The organism is Arthrobacter horti (assembly GCF_030731045.1).
Classification (GTDB): Bacteria; Actinomycetota; Actinomycetes; order Actinomycetales; family Micrococcaceae; genus Arthrobacter_E; species Arthrobacter_E nanjingensis.
Genome location: NZ_JAVALS010000004.1, coordinates 210,210 through 231,797, shown reverse-complemented (window position 1 = coordinate 231,797; position 21,588 = coordinate 210,210). Strand labels below are relative to the sequence as shown.

The window sequence follows — 21,588 nt, the reverse complement described above, 5'->3', positions numbered from 1 at the left end:
TTCAGAAATTCAGCGGGAGTACCGTGCGGCGGCGACGGCGTCGACACCGCGTGCCTGGATCCATTCGGCGCTGCGGCGCAGGCCTTCCTCGAGGCTGGTCTGGGGGGCCCAGCCGAGCTCCGCCAGCGCCTGGGACGGATCGGACAGCAGACGCATGACCTCGCTGGCCTCCGGGCGGACCCGGACGTCCTCGGTGAGGATCTCGGCGGTGGAGCCGGTGACCTTGGCCGCCATCTCCACCAGTTCGCCGATGCTGACGTCGTAGCCCGTTCCGAGCTGGATGACCTGGCCCTCGAGGGGGATCTGGGCCGTGGCGGCCTTGAAGAACCCGTCCGCGGTGTCCGCGACGAAGGTGAAGTCGCGGCGCGGGGTCAGCGAGCCGAGACGGATGGTCTCCGCACCCGAGATCATCTGCTGCAGGACCGTGGGGATCACAGCACGGGCGGACTGCCGCGGGCCGTAAGTGTTGAACGGCCGCAGGACCACCACGGGGGTCTCGAAGGAGCTTGCCCAGGCCTCGCAGAGCTTGTCCGCAGCGATCTTGGTGGCACTGTACGGCGACTGGCCACGCAGCTCATTGTCCACGGTGATCGGAACCGTCTTGGGCGTGCCGTACACCTCGGAGGTGGAGGTGTTCACCAGACGGCCCACACCGTGGCGGCGGACGCCCTCCAGGACGTTGAGGGTGCCCACCACATTGGTCTCCACATAGGAGCGGGGTGCCTGGTAGGAGTACGGGATGGCGATGAGGGCGGCGAGATGCAGGACGACGTCGGAGCCCTTGACCAGGTCGGACACGAACTCGGCGTCGCGGATGTCACCCAGCTGAAGGTCGACGGCGTCGCGCTCGTCCGGGGTCAGGTCATCGAGCCAGCCATAGGAGCCGTTGGAGTTGTACACGCACAGGGCCCGGACGTTGGCGCCCTCGGCGATGAGGCGCTGGGTGACGTGGCTTCCGATGAAACCGTCGGCACCCGTGACCACCACGGTCTTGCCTTTGATGTCGTTGTAATTCATGGTGCTCACTGGCCTTTCGCGATAGCTAGGTCTTTGGGGGTGCCGACGTCGATCCAGTCGGAGTCGACGGGCCAGGCTGCCACGGTCTTCGAGTCCTCGAGACACGCGTTGACGAGGTCCGGCATGGAGAACGGCTCCATGTACGGGATGAGGTCCAGGGCCTCCGGAGAGACGGCGTAAATGCCGGTGCTGATCTCGAACTCGATGGTCGGCTTCTCCACCACCGATTCGATGCGCCGCCCCTCACCGATCTCCAGGACACCGAATGGCACCTGGTGGGAGTACGGGCGCGCCGCCACGGTGACCGAGGCGTTCTTCGACCGGTGGAAGTCCAGCAGATCGGCCGCGGAATAGCGGACCATCAGGTCCGCGTTGGTCACGATCACCGGTTCACTGAGGTCCTTGACCTGGTGCCGCAGGAGCCCCAGGGCTCCGGCCGTGTTGAGCGGCTTCGCCGGGTCTTCGTGGAGGTAGCTGATCCTGCAGCCCAGATGTGCGCCGTCGCCCAGATGCTCGATGATCTTGTGGGCCAGATGCGCCACCGACACGTAGATGTCGGTGATCCCGGACTCCACCAGGCCCAGGATGATCCACTCGATGATGGTGCGGTCCGCGACGGTCATGAGGGGCTTCGGGGTGTCCTTCGTCAGAGCTCCGAGACGGGTCCCTTTTCCACCGGCCATGATCACGGCCTTGTTCGTCAGCCGGCGTCGCCCGACGATGTCGGTGAGCGTGTGCAGACCCAGAAGCCTGCCGTCCCCGTCCACCACCGGGATCTCGCTGATCCTCAGGCTCCGCATCAGGTCCAGCACCGACGCCCGGGTCGCGTCCGGTCCTACGACGCGAGGCGCACTGCTGGCGAATTCCAGGACCTTGGATTCGAGGACGGCGCCGTTCAGCAGGCCCCTGCGGATGTCGCCGTCGGTGACCACACCCTGCAGCCGGCCTCCCTCCGAGATGACGAGGGCGATGGCCGCTGCCCCACGATCGATGGCTTCCAGAGCCTGGTGCACCGTCGCGTCCGGACCGATGCAGACATTGCTCAGGGGACCGTCGATTGTCATGCTTGCGAATCTCCAATGGATCTGTCGACAAAGGCCTTGCTCAGGCCGGTCGCCGGGCTCTCGAGAATGACCTTCTCAATGAGACCGGCGGCGTGGGAGTTCCCGTACGGATTGGTCACGCCGCGGCTCATCTCACGGAATTCCGGGGTCAGGACCTTTTCAATGCTAGCGCGGATGTCTGTGCGCTCGTCAGGCGCATGCACCACGTTGGCTCCATGCTCGCGCCCGCGCTGGCGGTCGCCGACGTCGACCACGGGCACTCCGAAGCTCGCGGCTTCCAGAATCCCCGACGACGAATTGCCCACCACGGCGTCGACCGTCGCCATGACCCGCGGATAGAGGGGGCCCAGGCTCTCCCGGACGATCACCCCCCGGAGCTCACGCGCGTCCAGCTCGCGCAGGAGCGCGATGATCTCCTCCCGGCCGGCGTCGAACCCCGGATAGGTGAGGATGACGGTGCCCGCCGCCCGCACGCTCTCCTCGAAGACCTGGGCCGCCAGGGCCCCCACACCGGTGGGCATCTCGGCGGTCGGCGGATGGTAGGTGGCGAGGATCAGCGGACGCGTCAGCGGAGCGCCGAACTCCCCCTCGAACTCCTCCGGGCTCAGCGGGACCGGATCAGCGAACCGGTCAAGCCCCGGTGCACCCGTGCGGTGGATCCGGTCGGCCGACTCGCCGAGCTGCGCGACCCGGCGGGCCGCCTGCACGGTGCTCACACAGTGCTGATCGGCCAGCTTCGTGACCGCATGGCGCACCCGCTCGTCGAGCGCGCCCTCGGTGACCTCGCCGCCGTGCAGATGGATCAGTCTGATCCCCCGGAGGATGAACGGGGGAAGGACGTACAAGAGTTCCCAGCGGTCCCCCAGGACCACGACGGCGTCCGGGAGCAAGGACCCGGCCAGTCCTGCCACGGCGGCGGAGAGCTCGGCCCCCGCACAGGTCTGGGTCCCCGGATTCAGCTCCTCCAGGTGGAGTCCGAGATCGTGATGGACGAAGCCTCCGTCCTCGAGGCCAGCCTCCAGCAGTCGGAGCGGCGCACTGCCCGGGGCGAATCCGATCGCCGTGGCCACATGGAGTTCGACGGCGGGGTCACGGGACAGTGCCACGAGCACCGGGCCGAGGGGGAACAGATCGGCGCGGGTGCCGACAAAAGCGAGGACCCTCATGCCTGGAGGAGGTCTTCCGTAAGGACGGGCAGCCCTGCGGAGAGGGCTCGTGCGGTGGTCCGGCCCACCACCGTGGCGGAGGGCGCCAGGCCACCTTCCGGGCGGAGGATCGCGACGTCGGCGGCGGTGATCACCGTGCCGGCGGGCAAGTCCCTGGACACATGGTAGGAGCGGCGCACGAGGGACGCGTTCGCCTCTTCGCTCGGCATCCGGCGCTTGCGCCCGTCGCCGAGAGCCGCGCGGGCTTCACGCACGGAGCGGACATACTCCGCGAACTCCTCACGTTCGAGGGACGCGGCATGGTCGGGTCCGTTGCGCCTCTTGTCCGTGGTGACATGCTTCTCCAGCAGCGTGGATCCAAGTGCTGTCGCCGCGATCGCCGTGACGGCGCCCGGAGTGTGGTCGGACCAGCCGACCTCGACGCCGAACTCGTCGCGGAGTGCGGGGATCGCCCGCAGATTGGCGTCCTCGAGCGGTGCCGGGTAGGCCGAGACACAGTGGAGGAGCACGGTCGCCGGGGCCTTGGCGGTGGCTTCCAGGGCCGCCGCGATCTCCTCGCGGGTCCCCATGCCGGTCGAGACGATCATCGGGATGCCGAACTCGGCGATGGCGGAGAGATAGGGGGTGTTCGTCAGCTCACCGGAGCCGATCTTCAGACCGGGAACCCCCAGGTCCGCCAGCATCCGTGCGCTGTCGAAGTCGAACGGGGTCGAAAGGAAGGTGATGCCCCGTTCCTCACAGTGGTCGCGCAGCTCCGACCAGGCGGTGTCCGGCAGCGTGAGCCGCGCGAGCATCTCGGACTGGGACTCGGCGAATCCGGCCTTCTGCTGATACGGGGTGGTGCCGGCGGTGTTCGTGACCAGCGCCTCAGGCTTGAACGTCTGGAACTTCACGGCATTTGCGCCGGTGTCAGCGGCGAGGTCCACCAGCTCATGAGCCACCGACACATCGCCGTCATGGTTGACCCCCGCCTCCGCGATGATGAAGATCTCCTCCCCCGGGCCGATCCGGTGACTCCCGAAGCGAACGAAGGAACGGTCATCGGCGTGCGTCACGGTGTGTGGCCTTTCGTCGGGCTCAGTAGCCTGGCTGGGATTCCCACATATGTTGCCATACCGGGTATTGAACGGACCGCGACGGCCCCGGCACCGAGGATCGCGTCATCGCCTGCCTCAACCCCTGGAAGCAGCCTCGCCCCGGAGCCGATGAAGACCCCCCGGCCGGTCGAGGCGGCTCCGAGGAGCACGGCCCCCGGCGCCAGGTGGCTTCCGGCGCCCACGACGCAGTCATGCTCCACGATGGCACCGGTGTTGACGATCACGGCGTCTCCGAGGCGGGCCAGCGGACCGACGTGCGCATGCTCGGCCACTTGACTGAAGCGCCCGACGACGGCGGTGGCGTCCACGGTCGCGCTGGCGGCCAGGAGGGGCTCGGACAGCCGCACCAGACTCGCGTCGGCGAGCAGCCGCGCCGCGATCCGTGCGCGGATCGCGTTGGCGCCGACTCCGATGGTGACCGAGCAGGAGGCGCGTCGGGCGAAGCCGAACGCGTCGTCATCGTCGTCGAAGAGTTCAGGGAGCGTCCCGTCCGCATTCCGGAAGACCTCCAGCGACGGATCGTCCTGCGTCTCCTGGCTGTGCCCGGGCGTGAGGCCCTGGTCGCAGACGGCGGCGATCCGCTCACCCCTGCCGCGGATGATGGAGGCCAGGCTCCGGGCGTGGCCGGAAGCGCCGAGGATGAGCCATTCGGTCATGCGTCACCTCCGATGGTGCGTGGCCCCGTCACGCCGGTCCGGCGGATGTGGCCTTCTGCTTCATGGATCCGATCCCGCATGTCCATGTAACGCCGCAGCACCTCAGAACGTAGATTGGCCAGATGACCTTCACATCATACTTGGGGCGTTCTTCCGCTGCGGGAGCCGTGCCGCAGCCGGCCCTGGCCCCCATCGGAGAACGAGGACTCCGCGTACTGGTCAGGGGGACTGGTTCGATCGGCGCACGGCACGCGCGTGTTCTCGGTGCCTTGGGTGTGGAACGGCTGTACGTCTGGCCGGTGCGAGCCGGGCTGAGGCTCGAAGACCGGCCGGACCTCCCCCCGGCGGCGACCGTGGTGGAGGGCTATCCGGACGGGCCCCTGGACCTGGTGATCATCGCGACGGACACACGCCGGCATGCCGCCGACACCCTGGAGGCTCTCGCACAGGCTCCCGGCGCGATCCTCCTGGAGAAACCCGTGGCTCCGGCCGTGGAGGACTCCGCCGTTCTCCGCGCCCACCCCGGGGCGCACACCGTGTACGTGAGCGCGCCACTGAGGTTCCATCAGGGATTCGCGGTGATCGATGAGCTGCTCCCCCGTCTCGGCCGCGTCACGAGCGCTCAGGTGACGTCCCAGTCCTGGCTTCCGTCCTGGCGTCCGAACCGCGACTTCCGGGAGAGCTATTCGGCCCGGCATGAGGACGGCGGAGTGCTCAGGGACCTGGTGCACGACATCGACTACCCGTGTCTCCTGTTCGGGGCGCCATCCTCGCTCCGTGCATGTATCGGGTCGGGGGTCCTGGGGATCGAAGCGGAGGAGTCCGCGGATCTGCAATGGGACGGCACCGCCGCGGTTCAGCTCCGCCTCGACTACGTCTCCCCCGTCAAGACCCGCGGCATCCGCATCGCCACCACCGAAGGTGCACTGAGCTGGGACGTCGTGTCCAACCGGGTGGTCCTCGAATGGCCACGGCCGGAGGACGGAACAGTCGCCCGGGAGGAGAAGGTCTTCCCGGCGGACGCCGACGTCGACACGGCCCTGGCACGGCAGACACTGGCCGTGCTGCAGCACACGGGGCTGGACGCCGGCGACTCGATGAGCCGGTTCCGCCCGGCGTCCCTCGCTGACGGGATCACCGCCGTCGCCGTCTGTGATGCTGCACGCACTGCTGCGGCCTCCGGCGGGACCGAACCGGTAGTGTGGTGATCCGTCGGGCCAGGCCCGCGGCAATGTGAAACCGTCACAAGGATGCACCCCATGAATGAGACCCTCCACCGGCCGAGCGTGCTCGCGGTCATTCCCGCGCGAGGAGGGTCCAAGGGGCTTCCGGGCAAGAACATCCGCCCGCTGCTGGGCAAGCCGCTTCTTGCCCACTCGGTGGCCCTGGCCCGGGAACTGGGACCCGATGTGCGGTGCATCGTCTCAACGGACGATCCCGCCATCGCCGATGCGGCCCGCGCCGCCGGTGCGGACGTCCCCTTCCAGCGGCCGGCGGAACTGGCGGACGACACGGCTCCGATGAGTGTCGTCCTGCGGCACGCCCTCACCACCATGGAGGAGATCGACGGGACCCGCTACGACATGGTCCTGCTGCTCGATCCCACGAGCCCCACCCGGAACGCCGAGGACGTGCGAGCGGCCATCGAGCAACTCCGGGACTCCGACGGGCTGGACGGCGTGATCGCCGTGTCCGAGCCGTTCTTCAACCCCACCTGGGTCGGGGTCCGGCCTTCCGGGGACGACTCCGCGGTCCTGGAACGCTACTCGAGCGAGGGGACCGGAGTGGTGCGGAGGCAGGACGTCCCGCGTTTCCTGAGGATCAATGGAAGCTTCTACGTCTGGACGGCCGCCTTCGTCCGGCGCCTGGAGAACAGCTGGTTCGACGAGGGCCGCCATGGCTTCGTCGAAGTGCCGGAGACCAGCGCATTCAGCATCGATGACGAACACGAATTCCGCCTCGTGGAGGCAGTGGTCAGCGCCGGGCTCGCTCCGCTTCCCGGCCATTCCACCGGAACCCCGGCCGCAGGAGGCCTCGCATGAGCCAGATGGATCAGCTCTTCTCCCTGGAGGGCCGCCGGGCCCTCGTGACCGGCGGCGCCGGGCCTCTTGGCAGCGTCCTGGCGGACGCGCTCGCCGCTCAGGGCTGTGAAGTCCTGATCTCCGACATCAGCCCAGACGCCTGTCATGCGGTGGCGGAGGACCTTTCGGCCCGTCATGGGGTGCCGGCCCGGGGCATCCCGTCGAATCTTCTCGACGCCGATGGGACGGCCATTCTGGCCGATGCGGTGGGTGAGCGTCTCGACATCCTGATCAACAACGCGGCGTTCACCGGAACCTCCGGCGTGCCCGGCTACGCCGTGCCGTTCGAGGAGCAGAGTGACGACGCGTTCAGCCTCGCCTCCGAACTGAACCTCCGAGTCCCGTTCTCACTGGCCCGCCGGCTCGCGCCGAAGCTCTCCGGAAGCGCCGGAGGGTCCATCATCAACGTCTCATCGATCTACGGTCTGGTGGGACCGAACATGGGTCTCTACGAGGGGACCCGGATGGGAAACCCCGCGGCATACGGCGCCACGAAGGGCGGCATCGTCCAGCTCACGCGTTATCTGTCCACCGTGCTCGCCCCGCGTGTGCGGGTCAACGCCTTCGCCCCGGGCGGCATCGCCCGCGGGCAGGATGAAAGCTTCACCGAACGCTACGAGAAGCTGACCCCGCTGGGCCGGATGGCCACGGAAGACGACTTCCGCGGCGTCGCCGTCTGGCTCGCCTCGGACGCCTCCCGGTACGTCACCGGCCAGACGATCGCCGTCGACGGCGGGTGGAGCGCCTGGTAGTACCCCGCAGGTGATCCGTCCGGGCGGTCAGCGCCCCGGACGGATCGGCTCCGCCGCCGCCAACGGGGGAAGCTTGGGCAACGCCGACGGAAGGTGCTTGAACGGGCTCCGGATCCAGTGCCACGGCGACAGTCCGGCCTCGGTGGCATGGGCCCCCTCGGGAAGCTCCTTGAGCCCCAGGACCATCTGGGCCTTGGTGACGGGGCCGCTGAGCCAATATTCGAAGAACGGACCTGCGGTGCTGCCGTCCCAGCCCAGCAGACGCTTAAGATCCTCGGGGCTGCGCATGTCGTCCTTGCCCAGCTCAGCGTCAGCGAGCTTGCGCAGCACCGACTGCGAGGTGGACGGATCGTAGAATTCAGGCCAGTGGTCCCGCATGACCCGGCCCGGATCGGCGTGAGCGTTCCTGCCCAGCTTGAAGTCAGGTCCGTACAGTGCCACGTCGGCACCTGTGGCACTGGCGTAGAGGATCGCCGTCGAAAGCCGGTTGGACACCACACGCGGCGCACTGGACATCATCCAGAGAATCCTGCCGATGAACTGAGGGTCGCGACGGTCGCCGGCGCTGACGATCTCATGGCCTTCCTCCGCCCATGCATCGACGATCTCCCGGTTGTCGAGATCGTCGATGTGCAAGGAGACGGCCGCCGGGCCCTCCTTCTCACGGACCTGCCGGGCATATGCCCGGTGATCGCCGTCCACCTTCAGCAGAGCTGTGCCGTGCAGGGGCAGGACGAGGGTCTTCTCACCCTTCCCCGGCACGGCACTACTCGCTCGTGCGCTCTCCAGAAGGTAGAGATACGGGGCCCCGACGGCATCCAGCATGGGAGTCCCGTCCTCAAAGAAGTTTCCAGGTTCACTTGGACTCCAGGCCCTGGACCGGCTGGTCCAGGAAAGCCTGCGCCTCTGCGGCCCCCAACTGGCGAAGTCCCCGAACTGAGCCGTGACCGGGCTGCTCACGGTCCAGCCGTGCTGGATCAGTCCGGCGACATGCCGGAGCCTGGTCAGCCCACAGTAACGGGCGAAAACCGCCGAGTGGCCGTAGTAGTGGTTCTGGATATCCATATGAGTCGGGGGCCTCCAGGAGCGTCGATGCAGGTGATGAGCAATGCCTTGTCAGTGGGCGCAGGGCCGCTCACCAAAAGGTGGCCGGCCCCGGGCCAGCCAAGCCTAGCACCGGGACCTATGTGCCCCGTCGGCTCAGGGGCGGACGGCGTGCACGGCCAGCTTCCGCAGACCGGGCCACATGCGCTTCTGGATGACCTTGGGGGTCAGCGACGCCGCGTTCAGGCGAGAGGTCAGGTGCCACTTCGCGGAGCGGGTCGCGCTGGTCCAGCCCTTGGCACTGAAGTCGCGGACGCATTCGTCGAAGAACGCACGCTCTTCGGCGAAGCGGCGGCCGTCGAGGGCGCGGACGGAGGAGTCCGATTCGCGGTGGCGGCGGTACTGGAAGCAGACCGTGGAGACGACGGCCATCCGGCCGCCGGAGAGAATGATATCCGTGGCGAGCGCGAGGTCCTGGACCACGTTGTACTGGGGACGGAAGTCGTGGGTCTTCACGGAGTCCGCGCGCCAGGCGACGGAAGGGAAGTACAGCCAGTCCCCCACCATCAGGCTCTCGGCGATGGCCTCGCCCTCGACGACGGCCTCGCTGCTGCCACCCACCAGCTTGTGACGCAGGTAGGACTTGACCTTGTCGCCGAGCGGCTCGTAGACCTTGCCGTTCTCATCGATGACCTCGACGCCGGGCTGGACGATGCTCACGGACGGGTCGGAGAACGCCTTGCGGACCGTGCCGAGGTAATTCGGCAGCATGATGTCGTCGGCGCCCATGATGACCACGATGTCGTGCTCCACCAGGCCGATGCACTTCTTGTAGTTGCCATTAGCGCCGAGGTTCGTCTCGTTGCGGTAGTACCGCACACGCTCGTCGCCCTCGACCAGGCCGTTGAAGTAGGCGGGCAGGCTCTCATCCGGGTAGCCGTCGTCGACGATCGTCAGGCGGAAGTCACGGTCTTCCTGTGCAAGGACAGACTCCACAGCCGCCTTCATCATCGCAACGTCGCCGTAGTACGGCAGCATGACATCAATGGTCACTGGTGAGCTCTCTTCATTCGTCATTGTCGGGGGTTACGGAGGGTGATCCGGTGACTCCGCCAGTGCGGGCCTCCCGGCTGAGGTCATCCACGGCAGCGCGCAGGATGGCCACTTCTTCGGCGAGGATGCGGGTCTCGTCCTCGAGGATGGTCAGCTCTCTGGAAACGTGCAGGCCGACGCCCACCAGCAGGAGGATCGAGAGGGCGAAGAGCAGATTGACCGGGACGACGATGCCGACCAGTCCGGCCGCCCAGCTCAGGAGCCCGGGGAAAACGCCCAGGATGATCGTCAGGGTCCCGATGATGAGCCACAGGATGGCGTACTTCTCGCGCAGCCGTCCGTTGCGGAGCATCGTCAGAACCACCACCACCATGACGATGGAGATGACCAGGGGAAGTGTGACACTCATTGTTTCAGGCGATCCCTTCCCCAGCGATGTCGCCCGAGGACGGGCTCTGCACTTCGGCCGATGTGCGGGTCCGGCGCCTGGCCAGGGCGAAACAGAGAACCAGTCCGGACCGGGCGAGATAGATCGTGGACTTGACCGGCCCCTGGCTGGGGGTGCCGGCCTGCCGTGCCTTCATCTCAACGGGGACCTGGGTCACGGTGTAACCCGACTTGAGGGCCACGACAAGGGAATCCACGGTGTCACCCAGGTACTCGGCCGGGAAATGCGAAATATACTGACGCACGGCTCGTTCGTTGGCCGCACGGAATCCGGAGGTCACATCCGTCAGCTCGGTCTTGGCGACCCGTGAGATCACCTTGGCGAGCAGGCCCATGGCCCACTTGCGCGGCCCGCTGGCCTGGTAGCTGCCACGGCCGGCGAAACGGGCGCCGATCGAGATGTCGGCCGTCTCCAGGCCTGCCAGCACCCGATCGATGTCCTTGGGATCGTGCTGGCCGTCGGAATCGACCTGGATGACCGCCGAGTAACCGTGCCGGACGGCGTACTTGAAACCGGCCCTCATGGCGCCGCCCACGCCCAGATTGAAGGGGAGGCGAAGCACCTCCGCACCGGCCTCCGCCGCGAGGCGGGGGGTCCCGTCAGTTGATCCGTCGTCCACGACGAGGATGTCGTACTGCGGGCTCTCTCTCAGCACTGTGCGGACCGTCTGACCGATGACTGCGGCTTCGTTCCACGCGGGCATGATGATGAGCACGCTGGATTGCCGCGAGTTACCCATGATCATGAACTATATCAACAGACTGGAGCCGGACCGGCTCCGGGTCGCCCGTGTCACAGGGTTCTCCGACCTCAGTCCTAGTAGTCTTAGTGCGATTAGTAGGAGTTGATTCATGTCCTGGTGGGAAACCCTCCCAACGCTAGCGCTCTCATTGGCGGTCTACGCCATTCCCGGGCTAGCCCTCTTGATCGCAGCCGGCGTCCGCGGCCTGAATTTGGCGGCCCTGGCCGCCCCGGTGACCGCCACAGTGGTGGCCTGCGCCGGCGTCGTCTTCGGATACGCCCACATCCCGTTCAACCCGGTGAGCATCGCCGCGCTGACAGTGATCCTGACGTTGCTGGTGCTCGCCATCCGGTGGTTCCTGAAGTGGCGCGGCGCTCCCGTGACCCGTCTGGTGCCCCAGCACAACGGCGCGCTGCAGAGCATGAATCTCGGGCGGGCTCTCACCCGGCTGATCCTGCCGCTGGCGGTGCTCGTCCCCGCGGCGATCATCGGCTACCGCTACATGACGGGCTTCGGTCATGCGGACTCGTTCTCTGAGACGTTCGACAACATCTACCATCTGAACGCCGTCCGCTTCATCGCGGACACCCAGAGCGCCAACACCGCGACGATCGGAAACCTGACCGAGGCGTCCCGCGGCATGTACCCGGTGGGCATGCACGCCGTGATGGCCCTGGTCTTCATGCTCGGCGCACCGAGCATCACGGTCGCGGTGAACTGGGTCACCATCCTGCTCGGCGCCGTGATCTGGCCCCTCTCCTGCATCTTCCTTGTCTCCCGCATCATCGGGATGCGTCCCCTCGGTCTGCTCGCCACCGGCGTCCTCTCCGCGGCTTTCAGTGGGTTCCCCTATCTCATGGTCGGGTGGGGCGTCCTCTATCCGAACCACGCCGCTCTGGCGCTTCTTCCCGCGTGCCTCGGACTGCTCATCGAGGGCACAGGAGCCACCCAGACCGAGCTGAAGCTGCAGTGGCCTGCGCTGATCCTCTTCGCGGTCACAGCCCCTGGTCTGGCGCTGGCGCACCCGAGCGCGCTGGTGGCCCTGATGGCTTTCGGCGCACCCATCGTGGTGGCCGTGCTGTTCCGGAGCTTCTTCGCCTGGCGCCGTCAGGAGATCGTGACCAGGACCCTCATCGGCCGGCTGGGTCTGGTGGTCATGTATGCGGTGGTCGGACTGGTGGTCTGGGTGAAGGCCCGGCCGGCGGCGGCAGGCTGGACGGGGTTCCAGACCAATGCCCGCGCCATCGGAGAGGTCCTCACGAGCGCTCCCATGGGGAGCACCATCGCCTGGGTCATCGCCATTCTGACCCTTTTCGGACTTTACGTGATCTCGCGGAACTTCACCCGGCTGTGGTGGGTGGCAGCCATGTACGCCATCGGCGGCCTCCTGTACGTGATCGTCTCCTCCTGGCCCGCCGGGGCGTTCCGCGACTTCATGACGGGAGTCTGGTACAACGATTCCTTCCGTCTCGCGGCCTTGCTGCCGATTGTGACTCTTCCGGTCGTGGCTCTCGGCGCGGACTGGATGCTGGGACGCCTGCACGGCTGGCTGGTCTATGCGAAGCGTGAATCCTCCAGTGGCAACGCCGGACTCCCCGTGACCAGATCCCGTCAGAAGCTGACCAGGATGGCCGGCTCCATGCCGGCGCGCGTGGCAGCCGTCATTCCGGTGCTGGCGACGCTGGTGGTGGGCCTGCTCGGTCAGGGCGGCTCACTGAACGCGGTGCAGGATCGCATCTCGACGGCCTTCGCGATCACCAATGACAACAGCCTGGTGAGCACGGACGAACTGACCCTGATCAAGCAGCTGCCCGGCCTGGTGCCTCTTGGGGAGGTGCTGGTGGGCAACCCCCGCACGGGAGCCTCACTGACCTATGCCTTCACCGGTATCCACGTCCTGGAACCGCACATCTTCGGCGTCCGCAGCCCGGACGAGCAGTACTTGATCGACCACTGGGATGAGGCCGCTTACAACCCGAAGGTCTGCTCGTTGATCAAGAAGGAGAATGCGCACTACGCGCTTGACTTCGGTGCACGCGAGATCACGCCCCGCCCCGAGCCGCTGGAAGGAACCAGAGACCTGACCTCCGGATCCGCCCCGGGGATGGAACTGATCAAGTCCGTCGGGAGCGCACGGCTCTTCAAGGTCACAGCCTGCGGCTGAGCCCGTCCTCCCACGAAGGAACCCCGCGTTCCGAACGGTGATCCGTTCGGAACGCGGGGTTCCTTCGTGTTGCGCCGGGCCTGCCCGCCTACTTCGTGGCCGCGTACGCCAGGCGTCCGATTTCCGGAACGATGTTCCGTGACGCCCATTGCAGGGCGAGGGCGGAAGCACGGTCCATCGAGAACGCATCCGGACCCGTCACGTAAAGAATGTTCTTCGTACCGAAGTCAGCCATGCCCTGGATCGCCTTGTTCGCCGTGTACTGGCCGTAATCCGATCCGGGCACCACCACCACCAGGACGTCAGGGGAAAGCTCGTTGCTCCTGCTTCGCGGCAGGAGGTTCGCCGGCTGAGTGGCTTTGGTGAGAGCTGCCGGCAGAGAGCGGGCGATACCCGCGGATGGCGACGCTTTCATCCCCAACGACGCCAGGAACCGGCTCGGGGCGGAATCCGGGGCGAACACGGTGATGTCGGACCCAGGGATGCTGGAGGCCGCCACGTACATGGCACTCGTCTTCCTCAGCTCCGGATAATCCGCAGCGCTGTTGGTCAGTGCCGCCTCGGTCGCCGCGATCTGCTGCTGGGCGATCGCCGTCCGTCCCAGGATCTGGCCGAAGAACGTCAGTGTGGCCTTCCAATCGGCCAGGTCCAGCCCCTTGGGCGGGAGGATGACCGGTGCCACCTTGCTGAGTGAGTCGTAGGCGGCCTGGGACACCGGCGTCTCGAAGGCGATGACGAGGTCCGGCTGGAGCTTGGCGATGGCGTCGACCGGGACGCCCGCGCCCGTGCTGACCAGCTGCGGCAGCTCGGAGCCGGGAAGCTGCATGGACGTCAGGAACGCGTTGTACCAGTCGGTGATGTCGGTGTCGGTCCGGCCCGTCGGCGCGAGCCCCAGCAGCAGCACTCCCTCGGACTCCTGGAGTCCGAGCGTGACCACCTTCACCGGAGGTTTGGTCAAGGTCACGGTGCCGAAGCGATGCTCCACCGTCACCCGGAACGATCCGTTGTCAGGTGCGGGAAGCGTCGTGGACGGTATGGGGGGCAAACCTGAAGGAATGCTGCACGAGGACAAGACGAGCGGAAGAGCCCCTGCCATCGCCAGGAATGCTCGGCGGCTCGTGTTGTTTCGTTCAGGCGTCATCAGGTCAATCCGTTCTTTCCCTTGGGCGTTTGGCACGCGGCGGCGAACAATCGGGGCGGCCACGGCATTCTGCTCAGACTTTACCGTCTGCGGTCTCGAAACGTCGCTCGAAGAGGGCTGCCATGCTGCCCACATAACTGCGGGCCACATGATCCCCATCGAAGTACACGTACAGTCCCCCGATCGCCGCATAGCAGCGGCTTGCGTCGCAGAACTGATCCGTCATGTCGACGACGCCGGTGCGCGGCGGCTTGAGTGCCTCCACCGCGGCAACCACCGGGTCTGGGATCACCGCCGACGCGCGGGCAGTGGAGCACGCCAGAGGCTTACCGGAGTTGCTGGACAGGCACGTTGGGCTCATCGTCTTCAGCGTCAGCGGGGTGTCCCTGATGATCGTGACCTTGGATCCGTGCTTCACCCACGGCGTGATCCGGCGCTGCACCGCGTCGCGGTACTGTGCCTGCTGGTTCCGGCCGGTGCCGTCGTCGATCGTCTCCTTGGAGGCGAAGGCAGACACGATGACACGGTCCGGTTTGGCGGCGAGGATCCGGTCGGAGACCTTCTGACTCCATTCCAGGCACCGGTTCTGGGTGCTCGCACTCAGCGATGGCGCGTCCATGAAGGCGATGCGTTTGACATCCACCACGGGGCATCCGCCCAGCAGGCTCAGTTTGAGATGCCACTGAAGCTTGCGGGCCATCGGGATGATGGCCGCCTTCCATTGCTCGGCGTGTGAGTCGCCGACCAGCCACGCCGTGACCGCGTCCTTCCTGCCGCCGGAGAAGTCACAGTCGTCCAGACGCTTGGATCCCTGGACGACGATCGGGTCGGCGTCGGTCTTGCACTCTGGCACGTTGAACCACGGCGCCTCGGTGGCGCCGATGTTCTCGGCCCGCGGAGGGCCGAAGCGCGCCGAGCAGCTCTGCGCGCCGTTCTCCATGCTCCGGGCCCCATAGCAAGGCGACTGGGACAGCGAGGCCAGCTCGGCGGCCTGCTGCTGCTGCGCGACGCCCACGCTGAACACCATGGCGAAGCTGACGACGCCGACCACTGCCATGCCACCGAGTCCGGCCACCAGACTGTTCCAGCTGGGCCTGCCTCTGAAGAGGTGCTTCCGGCCCGGGTCTTCGATGAACTTCTTGCTCAGCGCAGCCAGGACCACCGACAGCAGCACCAGGAGCGCCCTCTGCCAGGAATGCATCGGATCCCCCAGCAACGGGATCGCCAGCATCAGCACCGGCCAGTGCCAGAGATAAAGGGAATATGACACGTCACCGAGGTATTGGAGCGGGCCCCATCCCGCGCCGGGGACGGCGCTCCGGCCCAGCACCGTTCCGGAGAGAATGATCGCGCCGGTGGCGAGCACAGGAACGAGTGCCATGTAGCCCGGGAATGGAGTCCGGTCATTGAACGCAACCACGGTTACCAGGAGCGTGGTGGCCCCCGCCACTCCCAGCACGTGCCAGAACGTCCTGAACGCTGCACTCGCGCGGGACGCGGACGCATCGCCGAGCCGAATCGCGAGCAGTGCGAGGAGCGCACCCGCGGCGAACTCCCAGGCCCTGGTGGTGGTGACGAAGTACGCTTCGTTCTTGTTCGAATCCGTGTAGAGGATGCAGAACACCAGCGAAGCGGCGAAGACCACCACCATCACACCGGCCACAACGGCCAGGCGGGACTTCCTCAGCCGCCCGGCCAGCAGGAACGCACCGGCCAGGAGCACCGGCCACACCAGATAGAACTGTTCCTCCACGGACAGCGACCAGTAGTGCTGCACCGTCGTGGCCAGGTCATGGCTGGCGGAGTAGTCGATCGACTTCGCGGCGAGCACCCAGTTCTCCGCATAGAACGCGGAAGCCAAGGTCTCCTGAGCCACATCCGTCCACCGGGAGAAGGGGAGGATGAACCACGCACCGGCCAGGCCGGCCAGCGATACCAGGAGCGCCGCCGGAAGGAGACGCCGCATGCGCCGGGCGTAGAACTGCCCGAACTTCAGGCGTCCGGTGGAACTCAGTTCGTCCATCAGGTGGCGGGTGATCAGGTAGCCGGAGATGACGAAGAAAACGTCCACGCCGATGTAGCCGCCCGGAAGGCGCTCCACCCAGAAGTGGTTGAGCACCACGGCGGTGACGGCGAACGCCCGCAGCGCCTGGATGTCGGCCCGGAACTTCGCCGGCTGTGCCTGCCTCGGCCGACGCGTGCGGCGAGTCAGGAGCGTTTGAAAGGCCACGGGCGGATCGGTACCTGTCCTTGACAGAGATGGTGTGCTGAACGGCGACCTGGGGTGAACCGCGTTGGCCATTCTATCCCAGGCACATTGGGCAGATCTCCGCGCGGACCTTTCCGCCGGCCGGCTCAGCGGGAGCGCACCACCGAGACGGCTTCGCTCACATCTCCGTCGAAGACGACATTCCCATGTTCCAGGACGATGCCACGACGGCAGACCCTCTGCACCAGTTCGAGGTCATGGCTGACGACCACCAGGGTCTGGCCCGCATCCACGAGTTCCCCGATCTTCTCGAGGCATTTGCGCTGAAACGGCTCGTCGCCGACGGCGAGAATCTCATCCACCAGGAAGACCTCGGGATCCGAATGCACGGCCACCGAGAACGCCAGGCGGAGGTACATGCCGGAGGAGTAGAACTTCACCTCGGTGTCGATGAACTGCTCGATCTCGGCGAACTCGACGATCGACTCGAACCGCTCCTTGAGCTGCTGTTCGGTCATTCCGAGGATCGCACCGTTGAGGAACACGTTGTCCCGGCCGGACAGATCCGGGTGGAAGCCTGCACCGACCTCGATCAGGCCGGCGACCCGCCCACGGGTGCGGACCGTGCCCTCATCGGGTGTCATGACCCCGGAGATGTGCTTGAGCAGGGTTGATTTGCCCGATCCGTTCAGGCCGAGCAGAGCCACCGTCTCTCCCTGAGCGATGTCCAGGGTGATGTCCTTGAGCGCGTGGAACCGGTTGGACAGGTCCTTCCTGCGCCCCTGCGCCAGCCAGACGACGGCTTCTTTGATGGACCGGGAATGGCGGAGGATGAACTGCTTGCTGATGGACCGGATCTCAACGGCGACTGGAGTGGAGGTCACGGCTCTCAGAGCTCCTGAGCGAATCGGTGTTCCACCCGGCGGAAGGTCAGCTGGCCGAGCAGAAGCACTGCTGCGGAGATGACCAGCCCGAACGGCAGCCACAGGGTGAGCAGATTGGGAGGGGAATAGACCGAGAAGTCCCCTGGAGTGGTCGGGGCCCAGAACGCCCGGTGGAACAGTTCCACAGCCACGGTCAGCGGGTTGATCTGGTAAACGGTGAACCAGAAGTCCCCCACCACCTTCTGGACCATGTCCCACTTGTACATGACGGGCGAGGCCCAGGTGGCGACCATGAGGAGCAGATCCACGATGTTCTCCACGTCACGGAAGAACACGTTGATGGCGCTGAACAGCAAGGCGAGTCCGAGCGCGAACATGGCGATGATGAGGAAGCCCCCCACGGCTGCCAGCAGGGAGATCCAGTCCGGACGCCAGCCGGCGACGAAACATCCCACCAGCAGAACGGCCACCTGCGGGATGAAGTGCACACCGGACACCCACACCGAGGCCACTGGGAACATCTCGCGTGGGAGATAGATCTTCTTGATCAGCCCCGCGTTGTAGACGATCGAGCGCGCGCCGTTGCTCAGCGCCTCCCCGAAGAAATTGACCAGCACGATTCCGGAGAAGAGGTATACGGCGTAGTTCTCCGTCGCCTTCTCCAGCTGAAGGAACTTGCCCATGGCGATGTAGAACACGACGAACTGCACGCCGGGCTTCACATAGGACCACAGCAGGCCCAGAGCCGATCCCCGGTACCGGATCTTCAGTTCCTTGCCGACCAGGAGTCTCAGCAGATAGCGGTCCCGGAACACGTCCGCCAGACCACGGCCCACCCCCGGACGGACCAGCGGCGCCTCGGTGGTGGTGCTCATCGTCCGTCAGGCTCCGTGAACTCGTCGAAGATCGCCTTCCAGGACTCCATCGAGGTCATCCCGGGCAGGGCCGCACGGTATTCGTCGCGCAGGCTCTTCCACTTGGAGACCAGCTCGCCGTGGCGGCGCGCCGAGGCCGCAAGATAGTTGCGCACCTGGGCGGGGTTACGCCGGTACCACGAGGCACCCGTCCCTTCCGCGTTGGACACGACGGCGGAGTCGTACTGGGAGACCGTCCACCACTTGTTGTCCTGGTGGGCGATCTTCGTCTGCGGGTACTCCTTGCTCATGTCCGTAACGGGCACGAAGAGCTGACGGAAGACCGTCCTGGCGGTCCACGGCAGCAGGGTGATCATGTTCGGCTTGCCGGAAAGCACAGGGTGCTTGGCCATGCGCGGGGCGGGGAACGCCTCGGGGTCGCCCTTGATCACGGAGTCCTCGTGACCGGCCATCATCTCCCGGATCTGGGGCAGCTTGGTCGAGAGGAGCGGGGCGATGCCGTCCGGCCCGCCCAGCACGTCGTCCAGGGCCCACTGGCGTCCTTCGACGGTCGCATACTGCATCGAGACGATGTGCTTGACGTCCGCGAACTGCGATTCCTTGAGCACACGCCCGCCGAGGTCGTACGGGCTGTGCAGCAGAGCCGCGATGAAGCGGTTACGGGCGTGGAAGTACGCCTGCCAGCCCACCAGATCGTCCTTGTCGGCCCAGGAGACATGCCACACGGCCGAGCCGGGCAGGCTCACCGTGGCGTAGCCGTGCGCCTTCGCGCGCAGGCCGTACTCGGCGTCGTCCCATTTGATGAAGACGGGAAGCGACAGGCCGATCTCCCGGATGACCGACGTGGGGATGAGGCACATCCACCAGCCGTTGTAGTCCACGTCGATACGGCGGTGCATCCAGGGCGTCTGGCGGAGATTTCCGGACATGAAATCATGCCCCATCTCCATGTCAGCGTGGGGCTGGTCCGGCTGGAACCGGTACGGGTTCACGATCTCTCCGAAGGTGTGGAGCACCGTCCGGTTGTACAGATCGAACATGTGACCGCCGACCAGGGTGGGCCTGCGGCAGAACGCGGCGAACGTCAGGAGCCTGCTGATGGACTCGGGTTCCACCACGATGTCGTCGTCCATCAGGAGGGCGTAGTCGCTGCCGTTCTCCACGGCCTCGTACATGCCCCGGGCGAAGCCTCCCGAACCTCCGAGGTTCGCCTGGTTGATGATGCGGAGCTTGCCGCCCAGCTCCTCGGCGACCTCGGAGAATCCGTCGAAGTCCTGGACCTTCTGTGAGCCCTGGTCCACCAGCAGCACTTCCTGGACGTTGGACAGGGTCTCCGGGTTGGACGCGAGCAAGCGGAGGTTGTTGAGGCAGTAGTCCGGCTTGTTCAGGGTGGTGATCTGCACGGTCACCGTGCCGAACTCGGGGGCAGGTGCCAGGGTGCCCCAGACCGCCTCCTCAAGAATCAGCGGCTCCGCGCCTCCGACCAGATCGAACCAGTACCAGCCGCCGTCGCCGAAGGGCGCCAGGGAGAGCTCGAACACCGACGTCTCTTCGGTGCTGACACGGCGGGTGTCCACGCGCTGCAACGAACCGCGGGCGTTGGACTTGTACACGATGACGGTGCCGCGGCCGGACGTCCGGACGCGCAGCTGCACGGAATCGACAGTCGTCCAGCGCCGCCAGTAGCTCGCGGCGAAGGCGTTGAAATAGGTGCCGAACGACATGCGCTCGCCAGGGCGGACCTTGGTGGAGATCCGGCTGAGGAAGTCTTCCGCATGGGCTTCACGGCTCGGAGCGGCCATCCGGGGCTGCGGGCGGTCCGTCTTGGGAGCGCCCGGGATGGTCGGCACGGCCAGGCCGATGGCGGAACCGGTGTCCACATAGAGAGGGACGGTGTCCATCTGCGTGGTGTCCGGCAGGATGACTCGCTGCAGCGGTGTGAACTTCTCCTCGCCGAGGTCCGCCTGAGGGCTCATGCGTCCACTCCACCGCTTTCCATCTTGAGGCCGTCCGCGAAAGCCGGACGGATCTTGTTGTCGAACATGGACAGCGCGGAGCCGATCGCCATGTGCATGTCGAGGTACTTGTAGGTGCCCAGGCGTCCGCCGAAGAGAACCATGTCCTCGGCGGCCGCGAGGTCGCGGTACTTGAGGAGCTTCTCGCGGTCGTCAGCGGTGTTGATCGGGTAGTACGGCTCATCGCCCTTCTCGGCGAAGCGCGAGAATTCGCGCATGATGACCGTCTTCTCCTCCTGGTAGCCACGCTCCGGGTGGAAATGCCGCGGCTCGATGATGCGCGTGAAGTCGACGTCGGCGTCGTTGTAGTTCACCACGCTGGTGCCCTGGAAGTCCCCGACCGGGAGGACCTCCTCCTCGAAGTCGATCGTGCGCCAGGAGAGGTCACCTTCGACGAAGTCGAAGTAGCGGTCCACCGGGCCGGTGTAGACCACGGGGATCTTCCCGACCACCTTGGACTTGGAGTACTCGTGCGAGTCGTCGAAGAAGTCCGTGTTGAGCCGGACCTCGATGTTGGGGTGGTCCGCCATCTTCTCGATCCAGGCCGTGTAACCGTTGGTCGGCAGGCCTTCGTACTTGTCGTTGAAGTAGCGGTTGTCGTAGTTGTAGCGCACGGGGAGACGGGAGATGATCCCGGCCGGCAGATCCTTCGGGTCCGTCTGCCACTGCTTGCCCGTGTAGTGCTTGATGAACGCTTCATACAGAGGGCGCCCGATGAGCTGGATGCCCTTGTCGTTGAGGTTCTGCGGGTCGGTACCCGCCAGCTCGCCGGCCTGCTCCTGAATGAGCGCCTTGGCCTCACCCGGCGTCAGATTGGCGCGGAAGAACTGGTTGATGGTGGCCAGGTTGATGGGCAAGGAGTAGACCTCACCCTTGTGGACACCGTAGACCTTGTGCACGTAGTCGGTGAACGTGGTGAAACGGTTCACGTACTCCCAGACGCGCTCGTTGGAGGTGTGGAAGAGGTGCGCGCCGTAGCGGTGCACCTCGATCCCGGTCTCCGGCTCCATTTCGGAGTAGGCGTTGCCGCCGATGTGGTGACGGCGGTCGAGGACCACCACTTTGAGGCCCAGTTCGCTCGCAGCGCGCTCGGCGATGGTCAAGCCAAAGAAACCTGAGCCGACGACTACCAGATCAGCGTTCACCAATTCTCCTGAAACTCACTCGGAACATTTCCGGG

The 21,588-nt window shown here is 66.2% G+C and carries 19 protein-coding genes; 4 read left to right on the top strand and 15 right to left on the bottom strand.

Features of this window, described 5'->3' with window-relative positions; translation table 11 throughout:
• Positions 1-9: 9 nt before the first annotated feature.
• The 5 genes from Q9R02_RS08810 to Q9R02_RS08790 are packed head-to-tail and all read right to left on the bottom strand — an operon-like array spanning position 10 to position 5,000.
• Positions 10-1,017, bottom strand: coding sequence for an SDR family NAD(P)-dependent oxidoreductase (locus tag Q9R02_RS08810; protein ID WP_305996341.1), 1,008 nt, complete (start codon positions 1,015-1,017; stop codon positions 10-12).
• Positions 1,018-1,022: 5 nt separating this feature from the next.
• Entirely contained in the window at positions 1,023-2,081 is a 1,059-nt protein-coding gene (locus Q9R02_RS08805) for a nucleotidyltransferase family protein (RefSeq protein ID WP_305996294.1), read from the bottom strand.
• Positions 2,078-3,247 carry a UDP-N-acetylglucosamine 2-epimerase gene (neuC, locus tag Q9R02_RS08800; RefSeq protein ID WP_305996293.1) on the bottom strand — a complete coding sequence of 390 codons (1,170 nt, stop codon included), beginning with the start codon at positions 3,245-3,247 and terminating at the stop codon, positions 2,078-2,080. Before neuC ends, Q9R02_RS08805 begins: the two co-directional genes overlap by 4 nt.
• Entirely contained in the window at positions 3,244-4,302 is a 1,059-nt protein-coding gene (locus tag Q9R02_RS08795; protein ID WP_305996292.1) for an N-acetylneuraminate synthase family protein, read from the bottom strand. Before Q9R02_RS08795 ends, neuC begins: the two co-directional genes overlap by 4 nt.
• Positions 4,299-5,000 (bottom strand): PglD-related sugar-binding protein, encoded by a 702-nt coding sequence (locus Q9R02_RS08790; RefSeq protein ID WP_305996291.1) that lies wholly within the window; start codon positions 4,998-5,000, stop codon positions 4,299-4,301. The genes Q9R02_RS08795 and Q9R02_RS08790 overlap by 4 nt, the downstream gene beginning before the upstream one ends.
• A gap of 122 nt (positions 5,001-5,122) precedes the next feature.
• On the opposite strand from Q9R02_RS08790, the gene Q9R02_RS08785 reads away from it, so the two are divergent.
• The 3 genes from Q9R02_RS08785 to Q9R02_RS08775 are packed head-to-tail and all read left to right on the top strand — an operon-like array spanning position 5,123 to position 7,833.
• Positions 5,123-6,208, top strand: coding sequence for a Gfo/Idh/MocA family protein (locus Q9R02_RS08785; protein ID WP_305996290.1), 1,086 nt, complete (start codon positions 5,123-5,125; stop codon positions 6,206-6,208).
• 51 nt (positions 6,209-6,259) lie between these two features.
• Entirely contained in the window at positions 6,260-7,042 is a 783-nt protein-coding gene (locus Q9R02_RS08780; protein ID WP_305996289.1) for an acylneuraminate cytidylyltransferase family protein, read from the top strand.
• Positions 7,039-7,833, top strand: a complete 795-nt coding sequence (locus Q9R02_RS08775) for an SDR family oxidoreductase (RefSeq protein ID WP_305996288.1) — start codon at positions 7,039-7,041, stop codon at positions 7,831-7,833. The genes Q9R02_RS08780 and Q9R02_RS08775 overlap by 4 nt, the downstream gene beginning before the upstream one ends.
• A gap of 27 nt (positions 7,834-7,860) precedes the next feature.
• Here the strand turns inward: Q9R02_RS08775 and Q9R02_RS08770 are convergent, their stop codons facing one another.
• The 4 genes from Q9R02_RS08770 to Q9R02_RS08755 form a co-directional block, all read right to left on the bottom strand.
• Positions 7,861-8,658: a hypothetical protein gene (locus Q9R02_RS08770; protein ID WP_305996287.1), complete on the bottom strand. Its 798-nt coding sequence runs from the start codon at positions 8,656-8,658 to the stop codon at positions 7,861-7,863.
• 375 nt (positions 8,659-9,033) lie between these two features.
• Entirely contained in the window at positions 9,034-9,930 is an 897-nt protein-coding gene (locus Q9R02_RS08765) for a glycosyltransferase family 2 protein (protein ID WP_305996286.1), read from the bottom strand.
• A 13-nt stretch (positions 9,931-9,943) separates the two neighbouring features.
• Positions 9,944-10,339, bottom strand: coding sequence for a DUF2304 domain-containing protein (locus Q9R02_RS08760; protein ID WP_305996285.1), 396 nt, complete (start codon positions 10,337-10,339; stop codon positions 9,944-9,946).
• 4 nt (positions 10,340-10,343) lie between these two features.
• Positions 10,344-11,117 (bottom strand): glycosyltransferase family 2 protein, encoded by a 774-nt coding sequence (locus Q9R02_RS08755; RefSeq protein WP_305996284.1) that lies wholly within the window; start codon positions 11,115-11,117, stop codon positions 10,344-10,346.
• A gap of 112 nt (positions 11,118-11,229) precedes the next feature.
• Here Q9R02_RS08755 and Q9R02_RS08750 point away from each other — a divergent pair, with 112 nt between their 5' ends.
• Positions 11,230-13,284: a DUF6541 family protein gene (locus Q9R02_RS08750; RefSeq protein ID WP_305996283.1), complete on the top strand. Its 2,055-nt coding sequence runs from the start codon at positions 11,230-11,232 to the stop codon at positions 13,282-13,284.
• 88 nt (positions 13,285-13,372) lie between these two features.
• On the opposite strand, the gene Q9R02_RS08745 is transcribed toward Q9R02_RS08750, so the two are convergent.
• The 6 genes from Q9R02_RS08745 to glf form a co-directional block, all read right to left on the bottom strand.
• Entirely contained in the window at positions 13,373-14,275 is a 903-nt protein-coding gene (locus tag Q9R02_RS08745) for an ABC transporter substrate-binding protein (protein WP_305996282.1), read from the bottom strand.
• Between the two features lie 223 nt (positions 14,276-14,498).
• Entirely contained in the window at positions 14,499-16,655 is a 2,157-nt protein-coding gene (locus Q9R02_RS08740) for an acyltransferase family protein (RefSeq protein ID WP_305996281.1), read from the bottom strand.
• 125 nt (positions 16,656-16,780) lie between these two features.
• Positions 16,781-17,518 carry an ABC transporter ATP-binding protein gene (locus tag Q9R02_RS08735; RefSeq protein ID WP_305996280.1) on the bottom strand — a complete coding sequence of 246 codons (738 nt, stop codon included), beginning with the start codon at positions 17,516-17,518 and terminating at the stop codon, positions 16,781-16,783.
• Positions 17,519-17,523: 5 nt separating this feature from the next.
• Positions 17,524-18,393, bottom strand: coding sequence for an ABC transporter permease (locus tag Q9R02_RS08730; protein ID WP_305996279.1), 870 nt, complete (start codon positions 18,391-18,393; stop codon positions 17,524-17,526).
• Positions 18,390-20,369 (bottom strand): glycosyltransferase, encoded by a 1,980-nt coding sequence (locus Q9R02_RS08725; RefSeq protein WP_305996278.1) that lies wholly within the window; start codon positions 20,367-20,369, stop codon positions 18,390-18,392. Before Q9R02_RS08725 ends, Q9R02_RS08730 begins: the two co-directional genes overlap by 4 nt.
• Complete coding sequence (glf, locus tag Q9R02_RS08720; protein WP_305996277.1) at positions 20,366-21,553, bottom strand: UDP-galactopyranose mutase; 1,188 nt, start codon at positions 21,551-21,553, stop codon at positions 20,366-20,368. The genes Q9R02_RS08725 and glf overlap by 4 nt, the downstream gene beginning before the upstream one ends.
• Between the last annotated feature and the right edge of the window lie 35 nt (positions 21,554-21,588).

Excerpts from the sequence above, each read along its gene's own strand:
- Q9R02_RS08810 (WP_305996341.1), bottom strand. The coding sequence starts at position 1,017 with ATGAATTACAACGACATCAAAGGCAAGACCGTGGTGGTCACGGGTGCC.
- Q9R02_RS08805 (WP_305996294.1), bottom strand. The coding sequence starts at position 2,081 with ATGACAATCGACGGTCCCCTGAGCAATGTCTGCATCGGTCCGGACGCG.
- neuC (WP_305996293.1), bottom strand. The coding sequence starts at position 3,247 with ATGAGGGTCCTCGCTTTTGTCGGCACCCGCGCCGATCTGTTCCCCCTC.
- Q9R02_RS08790 (WP_305996291.1), bottom strand. The coding sequence starts at position 5,000 with ATGACCGAATGGCTCATCCTCGGCGCTTCCGGCCACGCCCGGAGCCTG.
- Q9R02_RS08785 (WP_305996290.1), top strand. The coding sequence starts at position 5,123 with ATGACCTTCACATCATACTTGGGGCGTTCTTCCGCTGCGGGAGCCGTG.
- Q9R02_RS08780 (WP_305996289.1), top strand. The coding sequence starts at position 6,260 with ATGAATGAGACCCTCCACCGGCCGAGCGTGCTCGCGGTCATTCCCGCG.
- Q9R02_RS08775 (WP_305996288.1), top strand. The coding sequence starts at position 7,039 with ATGAGCCAGATGGATCAGCTCTTCTCCCTGGAGGGCCGCCGGGCCCTC.
- Q9R02_RS08770 (WP_305996287.1), bottom strand. The coding sequence starts at position 8,658 with ATGCTGGATGCCGTCGGGGCCCCGTATCTCTACCTTCTGGAGAGCGCA.
- Q9R02_RS08760 (WP_305996285.1), bottom strand. The coding sequence starts at position 10,339 with ATGAGTGTCACACTTCCCCTGGTCATCTCCATCGTCATGGTGGTGGTG.
- Q9R02_RS08755 (WP_305996284.1), bottom strand. The coding sequence starts at position 11,117 with ATGGGTAACTCGCGGCAATCCAGCGTGCTCATCATCATGCCCGCGTGG.
- Q9R02_RS08750 (WP_305996283.1), top strand. The coding sequence starts at position 11,230 with ATGTCCTGGTGGGAAACCCTCCCAACGCTAGCGCTCTCATTGGCGGTC.
- Q9R02_RS08730 (WP_305996279.1), bottom strand. The coding sequence starts at position 18,393 with ATGAGCACCACCACCGAGGCGCCGCTGGTCCGTCCGGGGGTGGGCCGT.
- Q9R02_RS08725 (WP_305996278.1), bottom strand. The coding sequence starts at position 20,369 with ATGAGCCCTCAGGCGGACCTCGGCGAGGAGAAGTTCACACCGCTGCAG.